Source organism: Streptomyces sp. JJ38, from assembly GCF_019303475.1.
Lineage (GTDB): Bacteria > Actinomycetota > Actinomycetes > Streptomycetales > Streptomycetaceae > Streptomyces.
Map to the genome: position 1 here is coordinate 1 of NZ_JABLSI010000068.1, position 18,825 is coordinate 18,825.

Here is an 18,825-nt window from a genome sequence, read left to right on the forward strand (position 1 = left end):
AGACAGGTGTCGAGGCCGGGCAGTTCGCCGACCGCCTTGCGCAGGGCGGCCCGGTCGGGGGCGTGGTCGATGGCCCGGTGGAACGTCCAGCGGCAGGTGTGCAGGACGTCGAGGAGGGAGCGGATGGCGGCCAGGTCGGGTCCGCCGGTCGGATCGAGGAAGCCGAGGACGAACTCGTCGGCCCCGGCCGCGCGCAGGGCGGCGGCCCGGTCGCGCAGGGCGGCCCGGGCGGCGGCGTCACCGGCCGTGAAGCCGTCGGTGGCCCGCAGCATCACCCGCACGGGGAGCCGGACGGCCTCGCGGACGGCGGTGAAGGTCTCCAGCGACGGCGTCAGCCCGCCCGACGCCATGTCGGCGACCAGTTCGAGACGGTCGGCCCCACCCGCTTCCGCGGCCACCGCGTCGTCCACGCAGAGCGCGATCACCTCAAGGATTGGTCTAGACATATCCCCAGGGTGCCACATGACATGCGCGCGGCGTAACTCACCTCACGCCGTCGGTGGCGCGATCCGCAACGACACGTCGCCGTCCGCCCCGGCGACGCAGCGGGTGCCGAACGCGCGGCCGGTCCGGTCCAGCAGCGCCCGTACCCAGGCGCGGTCCGCGGACGAGGCGCGCCACAGCCGGAGCCGCCGGGCCCGCAGCGGGACGATCCGCAGCTCCGTCAGCCGTCCCGTGGCCCGCGCCACGGAGGCCAGGTACAGCAGACGCAGGTCGTCCCGGTACTCCTCGTAGCCGGTGATGCCCTCGTAGTCGTTGACGAAGTCGCCGCAGCCGTAGAGGACGAGCCGGCCGTCGTACACCTCGACGGGGCGTGGATGGTGCGAGGAGTGCCCGTGCACGACGTCGACGCCGCCGTCGACCAGCGCGTGGGCGAAGCCCCGTTGGTCGCGGGAGACGCGGTAGCCCCAGTTGGAACCCCAGTGGACGGAGGCCACCACGATGTCGCCCGGTCGCCGGACCCGCCGGACCCGCTCGGTGACGGCACGCGCCTCGGCGTACGCCCCGTCCGGGACGAGGTGGACCCCGGGGCGGTCCGCGGTCGCGGCCCAGCCCGGCGGGATGCCGCTGGTGGGCATCCCGAAGGAGACCACCAGGACCCGGCCGCCCGGCTCCCGCCCCGGCCGGGTGGGCCGGTCCCCGTCGGCGAGCGGGACGACGGCGGGCCGCCGCGCCTCGTCCACGTCCAGCCCCGCCCCCACCCCACACAGGCCCGCCGCCGCCAGGGAGTCCAGCGTCTCCCGCAGGCCGGATCGGCCGAAGTCCAGCACGTGGTTGTTGGCGAGGGCGCAGACGTCGGGCCGGACCGCCGCCAGACACGGCAGGTTGGCCGGATTCATGCGGTAGTTCACGCCCTTGGCAAGGTCGAAATCGTCGCTGCGGGTGACGCTCGTCTCCAGGTTCAGCACGCGCACGTCCGGGGCGGCCTCGTCGAGCACCTCCAGCGCGTCCCCCCACGGCCACGCGAAGTCCACGGGACGCGGCACGGCACCGTTCGCCGTCTCCGCCAGCTCGACGTACACCCCGGCGTCGCGCACGTACCGCTCGCGCAACCCGGGGTCACCGGGGTGCGGGAGGACGGCGTCGACGCCACGGCCGAGCATCACGTCGCCGCAGAGGAAGAGGGTCGCCACCTCGCCGCCCCGCATACCTCCAACGCTAGACCGTCACCGGCGGTGGGCGGGCCCGCCCACCGCCGGGCGCCGGGCCGCCCGGCGACAATGGGGCCATGCCCGAGCCACACCCCGCCCACGCCGACCTCCTCGCCCGCTGGAACACCCTGCTCACCAGCGCCCGCGACGACGCCCCGGGCCCCGACCCGGAGCCCTACGGCCGCGACCTGCTCACCCGCTGGGCCGAGCCCCACCGCCGCTACCACACCACCGACCACCTCCTCGCCGTCCTCGGCCACCTCGACGCCCTGGCCGCCCACGCCGCCGACCCCGACGCCGTCCGCCTCGCCGCCTGGTTCCACGACGCCGTCTACCGGCCCGACCGCAGCGAGAACGAGGAACGCAGCGCCTCCCTCGCCGCCCGCGCCCTCCCCGAGGCGGGCGTGGGCCAGGCCCGCACCGACGAGGTCGTGCGCCTCGTCCGGCTCACCGTCGGCCACGACCCCGCCCCCGGCGACACCAACGGCGAGGCCCTGTGCGACGCCGACCTCGCCGTCCTCGCCGGCTCCCCCGACGCCTACGCCGCCTACGCCGCCGCCGTCCGCGCCGAGTACGGTTTCGTCCCCGACGACGCCTTCACCGCGGGCCGCGCCGCCGTCCTGCGCCAACTCCTCGGCCTGCCCCGGCTCTTCCGCACCCCGCACGGCGCCGCCCACTGGGAGGCCCCCGCCCGCCGCAACCTCACCACCGAACTCACCCTCCTCGACGCCGCCGCCTGACCCCGCCCGGTACCACCCGTCCCGCGCGAACCATTCAGCGGCCATGGGCGTCAACTCCTGTGATACGAGACGGAATCGGCGCATCGGGGATCGGTGACACATGCGGTTGCACGTCGACGTACGCGAGGGCGACCACGCCACGGTCCGCTACGGTCCCTACGGCGCGTGGGTCTCGCACGCCCTGGACGAACGGATCAAGGCGGCCGACTTCAGCCCCGACGACGGAACCGAGCGCTGGCTCGACCTCCATCAGCGCTGGCAGCAGGACATGTTCACGGTGGACGTCCCCGACACCGAGGCCGGCGCCCTGACCGTCGCCGACCTCGTCCGACGCTGCCGCGAGACAGCGCACCGCACGCATCCGACACCGCAGTGGGACCGCGACGCCCCGGTCATCGGGGTCTGGCTCTCCGATCCCGAGACGGACGAGGCCCTGCCCGACAGCGTGAACCTGACGGAGGCCGGACTCTCGGACGGCGACGTGCTCGTGCTCAACATCGAGCACGAGCCCCGGGCCGACTATGCGATGGGACCACCGCCCAACCCGGCCGAACTGCTGCGATGGCTCCAGCTCGCCGAGAACGCCGCAGCACCCGCGGGCGGCCCACGCCTGTGGGGCGTCCTCCTCTACACCGACGCCGACGTCGAACTCGCCACCTACGTCCGCACCCACTTCGACGACCTCAACGTCCTGTCCGGCCCTGCGACCCGCGTCTTCGTCATCGAACGGCGGGCGAACCGGTCAACGGCCAAGACGTACTGGCGCCGGCACCTGGAACCGGAGCTCTACCGGGTCATGTCCTGCATGCACTGGCTGCGGTGGACCCCCTACGAGCCGCAGGGTGCCTACGAGATCGCCGAGCTCCTCGGGCTACGCCCCGAACACCTTCCCTGTCTGGTCTTCTTCCACTCCGCCCGGGGGCCGAACCACACCGGCGAGAAGATCGTCTTCCCCGTCGAGCACGCGTCGACGGCCTACTTCCGCACGCTCTTCGGCGGCATCGCGGAGGCCCTGAGCCCGTTCACCGGCCCCGGTGCCCGGCAGGGGCCCCGGAACCAGGCCCCCACCTCCGACTACTACGAGTACTACGGAGCCCCCTGGGAAACCCGGACGTACGCCCCGGCCGCCGAGGCCGTCCACACCCTCCTCACCCCCGACGCGTCCCCGACCCCCGCCTCCCGTGCCGACGCCGCCGCCTTCGCGGCCCTGCGCGCGGCGGAGGCCCGGCTCAAGGCACGGCTCAGCGCCCTCGTCCCGGCGGCTCCGGCCCCCGGACCCTCCTTCCACAACAGCAACGTCACCGTCCTCCCGGGAAACGCAGGAGCAGAAGTGTCCGAGAACTTCCACTTCCACGGCGAGAACACCACCTTCGTCAACCGCCCGCAGGACACGGTCATCAGCGACTTCCAGAACAACCACCACGCCGTCGGCGCCGAGGATTTCGCGCAACTGATCCGGCTCGTCCTCGCCAGCCGGGAGCTGTCCGGCGCGGAGCGGGCGGCCACCGTCGGCGACATCCAGGAGGTCTCCCGGCTCAGCAGGGACGCCGATCCGGACCTCCCGGCCGTGCGGACCCGACTCGAACGCCTGCGCGACCGACTCGCCCTGACCTCCGACATCGCCCAGCCCGCGCTCGCCCTCATCGCCTCGCTCAGCGCGCTCTTCGCCGCCTGAACCGCACCCCCGACAGCACGACACGAGCCGCCGCTCGCCGCTCCGCGCCCGGGCCGGTGGCACGCTCGGGGCATGGAACTCCTCACCGCGTTCGACCGCGCCCTCCACACCTTCGACCAGCACGTCCACCAGGTGCGGGACGAGCAGTGGGCGGCCGGGACACCCTGCGCCGAATGGTCCGTGCGGGACCTGCTCAACCACGTCACCAGTGAGCACCTCTGGGCACCCTGGCTGCTGCGCGGCGCCACCCTGGCCGAGGTCGGCGACCGGTTCGACGGCGACGTCCTGGGCGCCGACCCCGTCGCCGCGTGGGCCCGGGCCGCCGCCGCCTCGGGCACCGCCTTCCACCGCCCGGGCGCCCTCTCCGGGAACGTGCACACCTCGTCCGGGCCCACGCCCGCCGAGGAGTACGCCTGGCAGATGATCCTCGACCTGGCCGTCCACGGCTGGGACCTCGCGCGCGGCATCGGCGCCGACGACCGCATCGACCCCGAACTGGCCACCACCCTGCACGAGCGCCTGGCCGGCAGCATCGCCGCCTGGCAGGGCGTCGGCATCTTCGAACCGCCCGTCGACGTACCCGCCGACGTCCCCGTGCAGGACCGCCTCGTCGCCCTCACCGGCCGCCGACCCTAGGGCGGGCCTGACGCAGCCCCCGGGCCAGGGCCGCGGGTCACTCGTCGTAGTGGATGGTGCCGTCCTCGTCCATGGCCGGGTGCATCCGCATGGGGCCGTAGTCGTCCACGTCCGAGGGGCGGGCCGGTTCGGGCCCGTCGGGGCCCATGCGGACCATCCGTTCGATGCGGCAGATGCGGAACAGGCGGTCGTCCACGCGGGCTTCGTCGGCGCGGCCGGCCGCCCTGAAGGCCGCGGCAGCCTCCGCGTACCGCGCCCTCTTCTCGTCGTCGAACCGGTAGAGCAGCGGCCAGCTCTCGGTCATGGCGTCGTGGAGCAGCCGCCGAGCCTCGTGCGGGCTGGGCCGCAGGACACCGCACGGCCGCCAGCCCTTCCCACCGCGCTCGACCACGCCGAACCCGACCGGTAGCAGCGCGACCTGCGGATGGGTTTCCACCGCCCGCCGGGACTCGGCACACACCTCTTCCGGGAACCGGGTTCCGGCATAGACGAAGCCCCGCAGAGCCAGCTTCATGGCCCCGGCCATCATCCCGTCGTCCCGGTCGGGGTCGAGGACGAAGCCCTCGTCCGGCGAAATGCCCCTCTCCCGCCCCTCCCAGGAGCGCTCGGCCGGTTCCCGGTCCGTGGGCCGGGGCGGTTCCAGGGCTCCTTCCTCGTCACTGCGCGCGAACTCCTCCCCGCGCACGACGCGGTACCGCACGCCGAGTGCCTCCACCTCGTTGACCGGCTCTTGTTCGAGCACGGCCACGGCCGCCAGCAGCTCGCGCCGCACCCCGGGGTCGTCGGTGCCGTCCTTCGCCGTGAACCACAGATGGGAGTTCAGCCCGTCGCGGGCCTGCTGCGGCATCCCGTCCACCAGCGGTTTCAGCAGCCGCCACCGCGCCCCGACGGCCGGCTCCTGTACGGCGATCCCGAAGACGGGACCCCGGACCGCGATATGCGGATAGCGCCGGGAGGCCTCCACCGCGTCGGCTTCGGTCACCCAGGCTGCGGGATCGTCACGATGCACGAGCTCCGAGTGGAGCGCGTCGAGTTGTCGCTTCCAGTCATCGGCCATGTGCACATTGTGGTCGTCGGCCGCGTGCCGCGCTGCCGCTTTCCCCGATCAGGGCCCCTCGTCCGGGTGCAGGGCGTCAAGGATGAGGGTGAGGCCGAAGGTGAACTCCTCGGCGTAGTCGTAACCGGGCTTGAGCGCGTGCTCGGTGACGAGTTCCGCGAGGTGAGGGTAGGCGTCGGCCGGCATCTCGCGCAGGATGGCGTCCCCGACCTCCTCCAGCTCCGCCGCACCGCTGAACGGCAGGCTCGACTCCTGGATGACGAAGCCGTACAGGTAGCTGTCGATCAGCGAGACGGCGTGTGCGGCCATCGGGACGGAGAAGCCCCCGGCCCGCAACGCCCCGAGGACGGCGTCGTGGTGGCGCAGGGTCGCCGGGCCGGGCTGGGCACGGGAGTCCAGCAGCGCGACCGCCCACGGGTGGCGCCGGAGCACGGCACGGGCCGAGGCCGCGCGGTGGCGCATGGCGCCCTTCCAGTCCGCATCGCGCGGCGGCAGGTCGATCTCCCCGAACACCGCGTCCACCATGCCGTCGAGCAGGTCCTCCCGCCCCGCGACGTGGTGGTACAGCGACATCGCCTCCACGCCGAGCTGCTTGGCGACGGCCCGCATGCTGAGCGCGGCCGTCCCCTTCTCGTCCGCCACGGCCATCGCCGTCCGGATCACGCGCTCGCGGCTGAGCGGGGCGCGCTGCGACGCTCCGCGCCGGGCCTTGCCACTCTCGCGCATCGGCTCTCCTTCTTCCTCGCCTTGACCGTCTTACGGCGTAAGGCTACCGTTCCTTACAGCGTAAGGTAGACAAACGGGCGGAGGGCTGCGCCATGGGGACAGGTCAGATGAAGAAGGTCTGCGTCATCGGAGCGTCGGGGAAACTCGGGCAGTACATGGTCCGGCACGCGCTGGAGCGCGGCTACGAGGTCGTCGGCGTGTGCCGGGAGAGCAGCGTGCCGAAGCTGGCCGCGTTCGAGGGCCGCATGACGATCGTCCCCGGCCCGACGAACGACCCCGAGGTGATCCGGCGCGCGGTCGAGGGCTGCGACGGCGTCCTGACCGTCCTCGTGCCCTGGGGCGTACAGCAGTACGCCTCGGGCACCGCGCAGGCCGTGCTCGACCACGCCAGGCCGGACGCGCGCCTGGTGTTCTCCTGCGGCTGGCACATCACCCGCGACGGCCAGGACGCCTACCCCTGGACCTTCCGGGCGGGCCTCCGGCTCGCCACCCGGCTGGGCAAGCTCCTCCGGTACGTCGAGATCGACGACCAGGTGGAAGCGTGCCGCCGCGTCTTCGCCAGCGACTCCCGGTGGACCGTGGTACGCGGCAGCACGCTGGAGGAGGGCGGGAGCCAGGGCCTGCCCGTGTGGAGCCGGCACGTCGGCGACCCGGTCCTGGCCAGCGACCTCACGCGCCGCGTGGACTTCGCCCTGTTCATGGTCGAGGCCCTCACCGACGACAGCCTCGTCCGCGAGGCCCCCGCGATCGTCGGCCGCCTCACCCCCAGCGCCCTCACCCACGCGGGCTCCCGCCCGGCGTGAACCCCGGGCTGCGCGACCGGGCGAGGGCTCATGGTTTGTGCCCCTGCGGTGGAACACCGCAGGGGCACAACGCTGACCCGCTGACGTCAGCGGTCGCCGTGTGGGGGGGAAGCCCACGAACGCGGCCCAGGCCGCGGGCGTCATGGAGAGCATGGGACCGGACACCCGCTTGGAGTCACGGACACGCACCGCCCCCGGGCACTCCGCCACCTCCACGCACTCGCCGCCAGCGCTCCCGCTGTAGCTGCTCGTGAAGGGTGTGCCGGTCCGGCGTTCGCCGGACCGGCACACCCGGTGAGGTGGTGTTGCCCGCTTACCTCACTGGCTGAAGCAGAAGGCGCTGGTGCCGAAGCCCCAGCACTGGATCTGCCGGGTGGCGGTGTCGCTGTGGCCCGCCGCGTCCGTCACCGTCAGCCGCGCGGTGTAGTTCTGCTGCGCGATCGGGTACGCGTGCGAGACCGTCACCCCACCGGCCGTGCCACCGTCACCGAACTCCCAGGCGTAGGAGGCGATGTCACCGTCGGCGTCCGTGGAATTCGAGGCGTCGAAGTCGCACACGTTCTGCATGCAGAAGGCGGTGAACGCAGCCTGCGGCGCCTCACCGGCCGGCGGCGCGCCCGCCCGCACCGAACGCGTCACGCTGTCGGTGTTGCCCGCGTCGTCCGTCACCGTCAGCGTCACCTCGTAGGAACCCGCCGCCGCATAGGTGTGGCTCGGGCTCACGCCGGAACCACTCTCGCCGTCACCGAAGTCCCACGCGTAGGAGACGATCCGCCCGTCCGGGTCCGAGGAGCCCGAGGCGTCGAACGCGCACACCGGCTCCGTCTGCGAGCAGTCCGCCGCGAACTCGGCCGACGGCTCGCCCGGCTCCGGAGCGTCCCCCAGACCGGTGACGTTCAGCAGCAGGTTCGGCGAACCGCTCCCCGGGTTGCCGACCACACCCCGCTCGGCCGCACCCACGACCGCGTCCCGCACCGCGGCCGGAGACGCGGACGGGTTGCCCTCCAGATACAGGGCCGCCGCGCCCGCCGTGTGCGGGGTGGCCATGGAGGTGCCGCTCATGGTCTGGGAGCCGCCGCCGTTGCGGGTGGAGACGATGCTGCCGCCGGGGGCGAACAGGTCGAGACAGCGGCCGTAGTTGGAGAAGCTGGAGCGGCCGTCGCCGGAGTCGGTGGAGCCGAGGGTGATGGCCTCGGCGACCCGGGCCGGGCTGGTGTTGCAGGCGTCCCTGCTGTCGTTGCCCGCGGCGACGGCGGTGGTGACGCCCGCGTTGATGAGCCCGCGGATGGCGTCGTCGACCGAGGAGTTGGCACCGCCGCCGAGCGAGAAGTTGGCCACGGACGGGCCGCTGGCGTGCTCCGCGACCCAGTCGATGCCGGAGATGATCTGCGACCACTGGCCGGAGCCCTGGCAGTTCAGCACGCGCACGGCGACCATGTCGACGTCCTTGGCCACACCGTAGTCACGGCTGCCGACCGTGCCCGCGACGTGGGTGCCGTGGCCCTGGCAGTCGGAGGCGTCGCCGTCGTTGTCGATGAAGTCGTAGCCGCTGCTGACGCGGCCCTCGAAGTTGGGGTGGTTCATGTCGACGCCGGTGTCGACGATGTAGGCGGTGACGCCGGAGCCCGTGGCGGGGTAGGTGTAGACGTCGTCCAGGGCGCCGTCGACGCGGTCGATGCCCCAGGACGGCGGGTTGGGCTGCTCGCCGACGGGGCTGGCGACGCCGTCCGCCTCCACGTACCGCACGCCGGGTGCGGCGGCCAGGGCCTTGGCCTCGGCCTCCGTCGCGGTGATCGAGAAGCCCCGGAACGCCGCGGAGTACACCCGCTGCACCTCGGCGCCGTGCCTCCCCGCGAGGTCCTCGGCCTGGGACCGGACCTCCGCCCTCGCGCCCGCCTGCACGGACGCTCCGCCGTTCAGGGCCACGATGTACTGGCCCTTGACGACGCCGGGCGCGTCCGCGTTGCGTATCGGGGCCTCGGCGGGAGCCTGACCCGCCGGTGCCGCCGCGGCCGGTCCGGCGAGGGCCAGAACCGTGGCCGTGGCCGTCGCCGCTCCGACGCACAGCGCGCCGAGCCGCCTTCTGCTTGTGCGCATACCTCTGCTCCTCCAGTGGGGGTGAACTGCCGGTGCCGGGGCCGGAGCCCCGGACCGGGCGGGGCTCACCCTCCGCCGGAGCGGTGGCGCAAACAATCCGTGGACCGGTAGGTAGGACCTACGTATTCCTCACGGAGCCGTCCCGCGCAGGGCTCCCGGGCCGGGGGTCACGCGCCGTCGGCGGGGACCTCGCTGCGGGAGGCGACGCCGAGCTTGCGCAGCACCTTGGCGACGTGTTGCTCGATGGTGCGCGGCGACAGGAACAGCACCTCCGCGATCTCCCGGTTGGTGTGCCCGAGGGCCACCAGTCGGGCCACCTCGCGCTCGCGGGGCGAGAGCGCGTCCCCGTAGCCGCGCCGGCCGCGACGGGACGGCGTCACGACGCCGGTGCCGCGCAGTGCCTGGCGGCAGCGGGCGGCGTCACGGGTGGCGCCGAGGGCGGCGAACTCCTCGGCGACCTCGCCCATGCGGGACGCGCCGTCCGGCGTACCGAGAGCCAGCGCGGCGCGGGCCGCGGCCTCGGCGGCGAGGGCCGCCGGGTAGGGCCGGGGCAGCTTCGCGTAGGCCGCGCGGGCCTCCTCGAAGGCGGTGAGGGCGAGGGCGTGACGTCGTCCTGCCGCCGCGAGGACGCCCCGGCAGACGGCGAGGGCGGCGGGGCCCAGGGGCACGTCACCGCGTCCGAGGCCCGCCGCGAACTCCTCCGTCAGCGCCTCGGCCTCGACTCGGAGGTCCGCCCGGGTGAGGGCGACGACGGCCAGCGGCACCAGCTCGGCGCCCCAGGCCCAGATGCCCTTGCGCCGGACGCGGCCCACCGCGCGCTCCGCCATGACGCGGGCGGTGCCCGGCTCGCCGCGGGCCAGCCGCAGCCTGACCATCGCCCCGCACGCCGAAGCCAGCACCGGGGCCGGGGAGTTGTCCGGGTCGGCGACCCCGGCCGCCTCCAGCCGGGCCGTCGCCTCCTCCCACTCCCCGCGCGCCAGCGCCAACTGGCCCAGCACGAGCTGGGCGTCGGCGGCGACGGCGGCCACGCCGAGAGGGCCTTCCAGGAGCTGAGCGGACCGCTCGGCCAGACCCTCCCAGCGGCCGCCGTGCCAGTCCAGCCGCAGCGCGGTGCCCGCGGCGATGCCCTCGACGAAGGTGGCCCCGTACTCGGTGGCCAGCCGTTCGGCCTCGCGGCGGTAGCGGTGGGCCAGAGCGTCCTGGCCGAGATAGGTCGCGTAGTCGGCGAGGTTCCCGCAGCTGCGGGCCACGTGTACGCGCTCCTGCACGTCGCCCCGCTCGGCCCCGCGCACCAGGTCCTCGGCCTGCTCCCACACGGCCGGGTCGCCCCGGCTGAGCCGCAGGGCCAGGTGGTTGCCGCGCACCGCGGTGCGCAGCCAGGCGTCGGCCCGGTCGTCCCCGACGAGCTCCTCGGCCCGCTCGATCCACTGCTCGTAGACCCGGTACGGCTGATCGCTCCAGCTCGGCAGGGCCAGGGCCGCCATACCGCGCGCCGCCAGCGCCGGGCGGTCCCGCAGCTCCTCCACGGCCAGCTCGGTGTCGACCCGGCCCTGCTCGTAGTCACCCGCCTGGTTGTGCAGCAACAGCCCGAGGTTGAGCCGGATCTCGCCGCGCAGCCCGTCGGGCAGCCGGTCGTCCTGCACGATGCGGCGCAGCAGTGCGGCGGCCCGCCGGTGCGAGACGGTGTTGACGGCCGCTCGGCTGAGCCGGGTCGCCAGGCTCGCCCGCTTCAGCGGGGGCAGTGCCGGGTCCGAGAGCAGCTCCTCCAGCAGCTCGACGGCGAGTGCCAGGTCGCCCATGCGCTGGGCCGTCTCCGCCGCGCTCTCGCCGTAGTGGCGCCAGCGTTCGCGCTCCCCGGCCTCCCTGGCGTGGTAGGCGAGCTGCACCAGTGGCCGCGGCTCGGCCCCGCCCAGCGCACGAACGGCCTCCCGGTGCAGGGCGCGGCGGGCCGGGCCCACGATGCTGCGGTAAACGGCCTGCTGGGCGAGGGTGTGCCGGAAGCCGTAGCGGTCCGGGCCCAGTTCGTGCAGGACGCCCGCCCCGAGGGCCTCGCGGAGCGCGACGCCGGCCTCCGGCACGCCGGTCCCGGCCACGGCGGCGATCAGCTCCTCCCCCGCCGGTACCCTCAGCACGGCGGAGGCCCGCACGCAGGCTGCCGCGTTGGCGGACAGCAGCGCCATCCGGTCGGCCATCGCCTCGTGCAGGCGCGTCGGGACGCCGACCGCGTCCAGCGTGTCCGTGCCGCTCACCCCCTCGGGCAGCGCTCGCACGACCTCCTCCAGCACGAACGGGATGCCCGCTGTGCGGTCGTGCAGCGCCTCCGCCAGGGCTGCCGGGACGTCGGCAGTACCGGTGAGGGCCGCCGTCATGCTGCGCACCGCCGTCACGTCCAGCGGCCCGAGCGGCACCAGCACGGCCGTCGTCCCCGGCGGCTGCCGATAGGCCCGGCCCAGCGGCAGCCCCGGCCCCGGCAGCTCCTCGCGGCGGTAACTCAGCACCGTGCTCAGACCCTCGGGCGGGTCGTCCACGAGGAACCGGACCAGGTCGCGCGTCCCGTCGTCCGCCCAGTGCAGATCCTCGACGACGATGACGGCCGCTCCGACGCCGTCCAGCAGCGCCCGCACGGCGCGGAACAGCCGGTGCTGGTCGGCACGGCGGTCCGCCAGGGGCTCGGGGGCGGGCGGGAGCCGGCCGGCGAGCTCCGGGAGGTAGGGCCGCAGGGCCCCGCACACCGGGTTCAGTTCCATCGGCACCCGGCCTTCCAGCCGGCGCAGCAGCTCGAACACGGGCCCGTAGGGGAAGGGTTCGCGCAGCGGGTGGCAGCCGCCGACCAGCACCGTGCCGCCGCGGACCGAGGAGTGCCCCACGGCCTCCCGGATGAGGCGCGTCTTGCCGATTCCCGCCTCGCCCTCGACCAGCGCGACGGCCGGGGGATGGGTCACCGCGTCCAGCAGCGCGTGCAGCTCGCCCGTGCGTCCCACCAGCACCGGGGCCTCGGTGCGACGCAGCACCGCATCCGTCATGCCCAACTCCGCGCTGTGGTGGGGTGGTCGCGTGTGCCGCGAACCTAGCCCCGGGCGGCGCGCGGCGGCAATACCGGTGCGCCGGTCGCGTCCGCCGCCCGCCCCCGCCACCAGGGCAGGAGCTGGGCGACGCAGGCCGAGGCCTCGACGACGAGGAAGAACCACAGCACCCCGGTGGCGCCCTGCGTCAGCGCGTAGGCCTGCCACAGGGCGAACAGCGCGCGGGCCGCCCCGTCGAACAGCCCGTGCACCGGCAGCGGTCTGACGATCCGCAGCAGGGCCCAGACCACCACGACCGAGCCCAGCAGGTTCGCGTACAGCACCTGCATCGGGTCGGCCTGGGGCAGGCCGCCCACCCCGAGCGCCTCCCCCAGCGAGGTGAGGACGCCGTGCACCAGCGCGTAGGTCCACGGCGTGGCGAACCCCGCGGTGACGACGAGGTCGTACCAGGCGCTGGCACGGACGAGCCGCAGGTAGAAGTCGCGGCGGGAGGGCTCGGAGGGACGGCGGACACGGCTCACGGGAAGGCTCCTGCTGGTCGGTGGCAGCGGCGGGCCTCACGCTAAACAGTGGAGTAGGCTCCAAGGTCAAGTCCACGGACGGCGTGGGCACGTCCACGAGCGGCGGGCGAGCGGCGGGGGGGGAAGCGTGCGTATCGGGGAGCTGGCCGCGCGGACGGGCCTGAGCAAGGACACCATCCGCTTCTACGAGAAGCTCGGCCTCGTCACGGGCGAGCGCCTGGCCAACGGCTACCGGGACTTCTCCCCGGAGACGGCGACCTGGCTCCACTACGTGCGTACCGCGCGGACGCTGGGCTTCTCCCTGGCCGAGATCGCCCAGCTCGGGGAGGAGCTGCGGGACGCGCCGGACACGGCGGAGGCCCTGTCCGCGCTGTTCGCGGAGAAGATCCAGCTCATCGACGCCCGCATGGCCGAACTCGCCGAGCTGCGGGAGGACCTCCGCGCCCGCGTCGGCACCGGCTGCCCCCTGCGCGCCGCCCCCCGACCCGCCTGAGCCGCGCCCGGCCTCCGGAGCCTTGGCCAGAGATCACTTTCGCAACAACCCAGGTCGGGGCGCCGCCAGGAGTTCGGCGCCGCTATACGGTCGGCCCTGTCGAGGGACTGCGCACGCTGCGGGGGAATCTGATGGAGTTGGTTGACGACGTCCTGGCTCTCATGCGGGTGGCCGGACGTCCCGGTGCCGTCGGAGCCGTCCTCGCGCAACTCGCCCAGCGCGGCCCGGGGCCCGTCGCGATACTGGCCGCGGACGGCGACGTCCTGGCGCGGCCGCCGGGCCGCGCACGCACCGGCATCCCGGAGTCGGCCGTGCGCACGGTACCCGAACTGCACCGGCGCGCCGTCGCCTCCGCCGTCCTGCGCGGAGAGCGGGACCAACGCGTACGCCTGCTGTCACTCGACGACGGCGGCGGTGCGCCGTACCTCGCCGCCGTCGGTCCGGAGGACTCGCCGGAGCCCGACCTGCTGGCGCACGCCGCCGGGGTGCTGACCCTCAGCCGACGCCTGGAACAGGCGGAACGTGACTGCCGGCGGCTCCGGGAGGCCGAGGCACACAGCCGGGAGGCCGTGCTCCACCTGCTCATGGTGGGCGAGGTGGCGGCGGCCCACCGGATCGCCGCCACACTGCGGCCCCGGCTGGCCCCGCGCGTCCGGGTCCTCATCGTGGAGTGCCCGAACGGACGGCGGGACGAGGTGGCCGAGCACGTCGCCGAACTGACGCTCGGCTGGGCCTGGCTCGTCCCCTGCCCGGTCCAGCGTCGCCACCTCATCGCCCTGATACCGAGCGCCGCACGGCAGCCCGCGGACTCCTGGGCCGAGGCGCTGACGTCGGACCGCCGCGTCCCGTGCCGGGTGGGCGTGAGCGGCGACGTGCCGCTGGAGCGGGTCCCGGCCGCCTACGAGGACGCCTTCCACGCCCTGGCGGTGGCCCGCGGGATGGCCTCCGGACACGCGGCCCGCAGCGGCGGCGGGGTCGACGTCGAGCCGTTCCTGACCCCGCAGGGCCGTGCCTGGGCACGCCACCTCCTGGCCCCGTGCCGCCACTACACACCGCACCGCAGCGTGGCCCCCGGCCCCTCGGAGCTGCTGGGCACCCTGTCCTCCTGGCTGACCTTCGGCGGCGCGGCCCACCGGCACCTCAAGGTCCACCGCAACACGCTCGCCGCCCGCCTCCGGCTGCTGGACTCGCTCCTCGGCCTCGACCTCCACCGCGTCGCCGACCAGTCCGCGGCCTGGCTCGCCCTGCGGATCCAGGCGGCGGAGCCACACCCCGACGGCACCGTGGACACCCCGGCGCCCGGCGCACTGGCCGACCTTCTGGCCACGCCCGCCGCGCGGGACTGGGCGCGCTCCCTCCTCGCCCCCCTGGAGCTCAGAAGAGGACCGGCGGCCGGCAGCACGACGGTCCGGGCCTGGCTGCGGGCCGACGCCCGCCTCACCGGTACCGCCGAGAGCCTGGGCCTCTCCGTGGGCGCGGTGCGCAAACGGCTGGTCAACGCGGAACAGGCCCTCGGGCTCTCCCTCCTGCACAGCCCCAGCGCCCGGCACGCCCTGTGGCTGGCGACGACGGCACGCGGTCAGCGCTGACGTCCACCGTGCGCAGTGCCACCGGCCGCGCGGGGCAGTGTGCGAGCGCAGTTGGGGAACCCCGCGCCCTTCTCCCACACCGGGACCCCGAGGGGGCGCGTGCGTGTCACCCCCTCGCCTCCTACCGATGAGTAGGGAAGGATGGCGGGCGACATCCCCGGCCGTGTGGAGGTAGCGAGAGATGAGCGGAACCCTGCCGACAACCGTGCACACCTTCACGGACGACGCGCTGGGCGAGCACGACGCCGTCGGGCTGGCGGAGGCGATCCGGCGCGGGGAGGTGAGCACCGCCGAGGTGGCGCGGGACGCCGCGGCCCGGGTGCGGGCGGCGGCGGGGCTGAACGCCGTCCAGGTGCACGTCGAGGTGCCGCAGGACGGCACGGTGACGGGCGGCGCGTTCGCCGGGGTGCCGAGCTTCGTCAAGGACAACGTCGATTACCTGGGCCTGCCCACCGGCCACGGCAGCGCCGCGTTCACCCCCCGTCCCGCGCTCCGGCACGCGCCGTTCGCCCGACAGTTCCTCAGCACCGGTGTCACGGTGCTGGGCAAGACCCGGCTGCCGGAGTTCGGCTTCAACGCGACGACCGAGTTCGAGGACGCCGAGCCGGTGCGGAACCCGTGGAACACCGCGTACTCGGCGGGCGGTTCCTCGGGCGGAAGCGCGGCGCTGGTCGCCGCCGGGGCCGTCCCCATCGCCCACGCCAACGACGGCGGTGGCTCGATCCGCATCCCCGCCGCCTGCTGCGGGCTGTTCGGCCTCAAGCCGACGCGGGGCCGGACGGTCGCGAACGACATGAGCCGCAAGCTCCCGATCGACCTCGTCACGGACGGCGTCGTCAGCCGGACCGTGCGGGACTCGGCGGCCTTCCTCGCCGCCGCCGAGACGCACTGGCGCAACCCGAAGCTCCCCCCGCTGGGCCTGGTGGAAGGGCCCTCGGAGCGGCGGTTGCGCATCGGGCTGCTGCTGGACTCGCCCACGGGCGTGCGGACGGACGAGGCCACCAAGGCCGCTGTGACGGAGACGGCAGCGGCGCTGGAGAAGCTGGGCCACCGGGTGGAGCCGGTGCGGATTCCCGTCGACCCCCGGTTCACCGAGGACTTCCTGGACTACTGGGGCCTGCTCGCCTTCCTCCTCGGCCTCACCGGCCGCGGCCTCGGCGCCGGCTTCGACCGGCGCCGCATGGACGGCTTCAGCCGGGGCCTGCGCGAGCGCTACATGCGGCACATGCACCGCACACCGGCCGTGCTCCGCAGGCTGAAGCGCTCGCGGCTGGCCTACGCGACGGCCCTGCGCGGACTGGACCTCGTCATGTCGCCGGTGCTCGCCCACACCACGCCCCGGCTCGGCCATCTGAGCCCGAACGTGCCGTTCGACCGGCTGCTGGAGCGGGTCGTCGACTACGTCGGCTTCACCCCGCTGGACAACGTGGTGGGGACGCCGTCGATGTCCGTGCCCGCCGCCCCCACAGCGGAGGGGCTGCCCGTCGGCGTGCTGTTCTCCGGCCGCCCGGGTGCCGAACGCAAGCTGCTGGAGCTGGCGTTCGAACTGGAGGCGGAGCGGCCGTGGCGCCGCGTCCAGGACTCGGCCACAGCGTAGGCACGCGCGAAGGGGGCGTCAGGCCGCCCCGGCGGACCGGTCGACGTACTCGAACACGGAGCCGTCGGGGTGCCGGGCCACGAGCGCCCGGCCGATCGGGGTGGACTGCGGCCCGGCGACAACCTCGGCGCCGACGGCCGCCAGCTCCGTCGCCGCCTCCTCCACGTCCTGCACGGCCAGGGTCGCGGTGATGCGGCGCAGCACGTCGATGTGCGCCTCGGGCCCGCTCATGAGGATGAACGGGCCGACGGCGGCGGCCTCCACCGGCCCGTTGGCGAACCGCATGCCCTCGGCTCCGGTCAGCCGCTCGTAGACCGGAACGGCGGCGTCCAGATCGTTCACGCAGACGCGCAGCGTCGTACCCAGAATCTCCATGCCACCGAGGCTAGGGCACACATACCGCCTACGTCGCACGGCGGTTGGCCATGGAACGGTTGTGCCGGTCCCGGGTCGGGCGACGTCTCCGGGCACCGCACGGTGTGCAAAGGGACACCCTCCCCGCCGAACACCGTGCACGTGATCACCTGCCGTCGCCGCGTTCGGTCACTACGTTGGACGGCACGTGCCACGTCCAGTGGCGCCCCCGGCCCCCAAGGGGGAGGCGGCCGGGGTAGGGGGGAATACAGGCCAGGGAGAGCGCGCCCTGCGGTTCAGGCGCCGCGTATGCGGCAACCGCGGGCCGCTCCCCTGGCCCGTGAAGCTGCCGACGAGGGTGCCCAGCCCCTGCGCGCAGCCCCGTGATCCCCGTCTCCGGAACCCCGACGCTCCGAGGCCGGTCACCCAGGCGCCCCGCGTTCGCTGAGCAGTTGTCACCATCCGGCACCTGACTGCGCGTACTCAGGACGCGAACTGCAGGACCTCGATCTGTCGGGAATCCGCGACGCGGCGGAGGGCTGGGCCGAGGCGCGCGACCGGGCGGGCAGCGCCCGCGACGATGTGGACAAGAAGATGGTCGCCTCGCGGGACTCCCAGGAGGGAGAGTCGGAGAAGGCCGCCGTCGGGCGGCTGAAGCGGCTCAGCGAGAACTTCCATTCCATCTATGTCGAGTGCGGCATGCTCAACACGGCGCTGCGGATCCGGTTCGGAGCCTACGGTCAGGCGCACTTCAAGGCGTCGACCCCCTGCGCCATCGAGTCCGAGGTGTCGGACGTGCAGTGGACGCGTTCCGAGGACGCGGTGCCGAGCGTGAAGTCCGAGTACTGGTCGGCGGGCGCTGGCTGACCCACCCGCTTGGCTCACCGGCCCCGCGGGGCGGGGTGGGGCGGGCGGTGCTTGGGGCGGCGGAGGCCGGAGGCGGTGAGGAGGCGGACGATCTCGCGGCTGCCGACCTCGACGGCCCCGGCCCGGACGGCGTCGTCGTAGCGGGAGGCGGGAACGTCGTAGTGGTCGCCGTCGAACGCGCGGGGCGGGCAGCCGACGGCGGCGGCGAAGGCGTGCAGCTCGGCGAAGGAGACGTCGCTGATCAGGTGGGACCACATCCGGCCGTGGCCCGGCCACATGGGCGGGTCGATGTAGAGCGTCACGAGCGGCACTCCCCCAGACCGCCGACGGGTGCGACCAGGGCGCCCGTCGTGCCGCACACCCAGTGCGGGTTCTCACCGAGCGGCGGTTCGACGTCGAGGGCATGCGGGTCGTCGTCCCCGCAGACGGGGCACAGGGGCCAGCGGCCGTACCGCTCCAGCAGGGCGTCCTGCACGTCCTGGGCGACGAGACCGGGAAGGTAGGCCGCGCCCTCCGGCCACTGCTCGACCCACCAGCGCCGGTGGACGACGGCGTCCTCGACCAGGGAGACGGTGTCGGCGCCGGTGACGTCGTGCGCCGCGAGGTCGGCGAGGATGAGCGCTCGTGCCGTGTGGAGGGCAGCCTCGCCCTCGCCTACGTCCTTGCTTGCCATGCCTCCATTGGACCCCATGGGAACACCTGCTTCCGGCGGGGTTGACGCGGCCGGGAGCCGAAAATATCTTCCGCCGCATGAGAGGTGCCATGAAGGAAAATTTCTCCACCGTCCGGTCGGCTCCCGCTCCCGGGCCCGGGAGCGGGAGCGGAGGTGGCGGGGCGCGGCGAGCGGCGGGCGCGCCGGTCGGCCGGACACCGAGAACCCCGGGCACGCCGGGGCCCCAGGGCACACCGGGGGCGCAGGGCACCCAGCGGGCGCAGGGCCCCCCGCGACCGGTACCGCGCGGAGGCGGTGCGCCCGGCGGAGGCGGTGCGCCCGG

18 protein-coding genes and 1 pseudogene are annotated in these 18,825 nt (G+C 74.3%); 8 read left to right on the forward strand and 11 right to left on the reverse strand.

Features of this window, described 5'->3' with window-relative positions:
- On the reverse strand, positions 1-446 hold a 446-nt coding region (locus HPT28_RS24835), incomplete at its 3' end, for a copper homeostasis protein CutC (RefSeq protein WP_306824665.1).
- Between the two features lie 42 nt (positions 447-488).
- Positions 489-1,649, reverse strand: coding sequence for a CapA family protein (locus HPT28_RS24840; RefSeq protein ID WP_219093929.1), 1,161 nt, complete (start codon positions 1,647-1,649; stop codon positions 489-491).
- An 80-nt stretch (positions 1,650-1,729) separates the two neighbouring features.
- Here HPT28_RS24840 and HPT28_RS24845 point away from each other — a divergent pair, with 80 nt between their 5' ends.
- The 3 genes from HPT28_RS24845 to HPT28_RS24855 all read left to right on the forward strand — a co-directional run bounded on the left by HPT28_RS24845 (position 1,730) and on the right by HPT28_RS24855 (position 4,703).
- Positions 1,730-2,392, forward strand: coding sequence for a hypothetical protein (locus tag HPT28_RS24845; protein WP_219093931.1), 663 nt, complete (start codon positions 1,730-1,732; stop codon positions 2,390-2,392).
- Positions 2,393-2,492: 100 nt separating this feature from the next.
- Positions 2,493-4,067 (forward strand): hypothetical protein, encoded by a 1,575-nt coding sequence (locus HPT28_RS24850; RefSeq protein WP_219093933.1) that lies wholly within the window; start codon positions 2,493-2,495, stop codon positions 4,065-4,067.
- 72 nt (positions 4,068-4,139) lie between these two features.
- Positions 4,140-4,703 carry a TIGR03086 family metal-binding protein gene (locus HPT28_RS24855; protein WP_219093942.1) on the forward strand — a complete coding sequence of 188 codons (564 nt, stop codon included), beginning with the start codon at positions 4,140-4,142 and terminating at the stop codon, positions 4,701-4,703.
- Positions 4,704-4,740: 37 nt separating this feature from the next.
- Here the strand turns inward: HPT28_RS24855 and HPT28_RS24860 are convergent, their stop codons facing one another.
- Together HPT28_RS24860 and HPT28_RS24865 are read right to left on the reverse strand one after the other, a co-directional pair.
- Complete coding sequence (locus tag HPT28_RS24860) at positions 4,741-5,760, reverse strand: DUF5954 family protein (protein ID WP_219093944.1); 1,020 nt, start codon at positions 5,758-5,760, stop codon at positions 4,741-4,743.
- 48 nt (positions 5,761-5,808) lie between these two features.
- Positions 5,809-6,486, reverse strand: a complete 678-nt coding sequence (locus HPT28_RS24865) for a TetR/AcrR family transcriptional regulator (RefSeq protein WP_219093946.1) — start codon at positions 6,484-6,486, stop codon at positions 5,809-5,811.
- A 92-nt stretch (positions 6,487-6,578) separates the two neighbouring features.
- On the opposite strand from HPT28_RS24865, the gene HPT28_RS24870 reads away from it, so the two are divergent.
- Complete coding sequence (locus HPT28_RS24870) at positions 6,579-7,289, forward strand: NAD(P)-dependent oxidoreductase (RefSeq protein WP_219093948.1); 711 nt, start codon at positions 6,579-6,581, stop codon at positions 7,287-7,289.
- A gap of 123 nt (positions 7,290-7,412) precedes the next feature.
- Here the strand turns inward: HPT28_RS24870 and HPT28_RS24875 are convergent.
- From HPT28_RS24875 to HPT28_RS24890, 4 genes and pseudogenes are all read right to left on the reverse strand, one after another.
- Positions 7,413-7,580: pseudogene (locus HPT28_RS24875) on the reverse strand (DUF397 domain-containing protein); the annotation flags it as partial.
- A gap of 27 nt (positions 7,581-7,607) precedes the next feature.
- Complete coding sequence (locus tag HPT28_RS24880) at positions 7,608-9,386, reverse strand: PKD domain-containing protein (protein WP_219093950.1); 1,779 nt, start codon at positions 9,384-9,386, stop codon at positions 7,608-7,610.
- Positions 9,387-9,553: 167 nt separating this feature from the next.
- Positions 9,554-12,409 (reverse strand): LuxR family transcriptional regulator, encoded by a 2,856-nt coding sequence (locus HPT28_RS24885; protein WP_219093952.1) that lies wholly within the window; start codon positions 12,407-12,409, stop codon positions 9,554-9,556.
- Between the two features lie 44 nt (positions 12,410-12,453).
- On the reverse strand, positions 12,454-12,930 hold the full coding sequence (locus HPT28_RS24890) for a hypothetical protein (protein WP_219093954.1): 477 nt from the start codon (positions 12,928-12,930) through the stop codon (positions 12,454-12,456).
- A 127-nt stretch (positions 12,931-13,057) separates the two neighbouring features.
- Here HPT28_RS24890 and HPT28_RS24895 point away from each other — a divergent pair, with 127 nt between their 5' ends.
- From HPT28_RS24895 to HPT28_RS24905, 3 genes are all read left to right on the forward strand, one after another.
- Positions 13,058-13,423, forward strand: coding sequence for a MerR family transcriptional regulator (locus HPT28_RS24895; RefSeq protein WP_219093956.1), 366 nt, complete (start codon positions 13,058-13,060; stop codon positions 13,421-13,423).
- A 131-nt stretch (positions 13,424-13,554) separates the two neighbouring features.
- Complete coding sequence (locus HPT28_RS24900) at positions 13,555-15,012, forward strand: helix-turn-helix domain-containing protein (protein ID WP_219093958.1); 1,458 nt, start codon at positions 13,555-13,557, stop codon at positions 15,010-15,012.
- A gap of 181 nt (positions 15,013-15,193) precedes the next feature.
- Positions 15,194-16,609, forward strand: a complete 1,416-nt coding sequence (locus HPT28_RS24905) for an amidase (RefSeq protein WP_219093960.1) — start codon at positions 15,194-15,196, stop codon at positions 16,607-16,609.
- An 18-nt stretch (positions 16,610-16,627) separates the two neighbouring features.
- On the opposite strand, the gene HPT28_RS24910 is transcribed toward HPT28_RS24905, so the two are convergent.
- On the reverse strand, positions 16,628-16,984 hold the full coding sequence (locus HPT28_RS24910; RefSeq protein ID WP_219093962.1) for a VOC family protein: 357 nt from the start codon (positions 16,982-16,984) through the stop codon (positions 16,628-16,630).
- A 561-nt stretch (positions 16,985-17,545) separates the two neighbouring features.
- Between HPT28_RS24910 and HPT28_RS24915 the strand changes: the two genes are divergently transcribed.
- Positions 17,546-17,830 (forward strand): hypothetical protein, encoded by a 285-nt coding sequence (locus HPT28_RS24915; protein ID WP_219093964.1) that lies wholly within the window; start codon positions 17,546-17,548, stop codon positions 17,828-17,830.
- Between the two features lie 14 nt (positions 17,831-17,844).
- On the opposite strand, the gene HPT28_RS24920 is transcribed toward HPT28_RS24915, so the two are convergent.
- Both HPT28_RS24920 and HPT28_RS24925 read right to left on the reverse strand, forming a co-directional pair.
- Entirely contained in the window at positions 17,845-18,132 is a 288-nt protein-coding gene (locus tag HPT28_RS24920; protein ID WP_219093966.1) for a DUF4031 domain-containing protein, read from the reverse strand.
- Positions 18,129-18,503, reverse strand: coding sequence for a hypothetical protein (locus HPT28_RS24925; RefSeq protein WP_219093968.1), 375 nt, complete (start codon positions 18,501-18,503; stop codon positions 18,129-18,131). The genes HPT28_RS24920 and HPT28_RS24925 overlap by 4 nt, the downstream gene beginning before the upstream one ends.
- Positions 18,504-18,825: the final 322 nt, after the last annotated feature.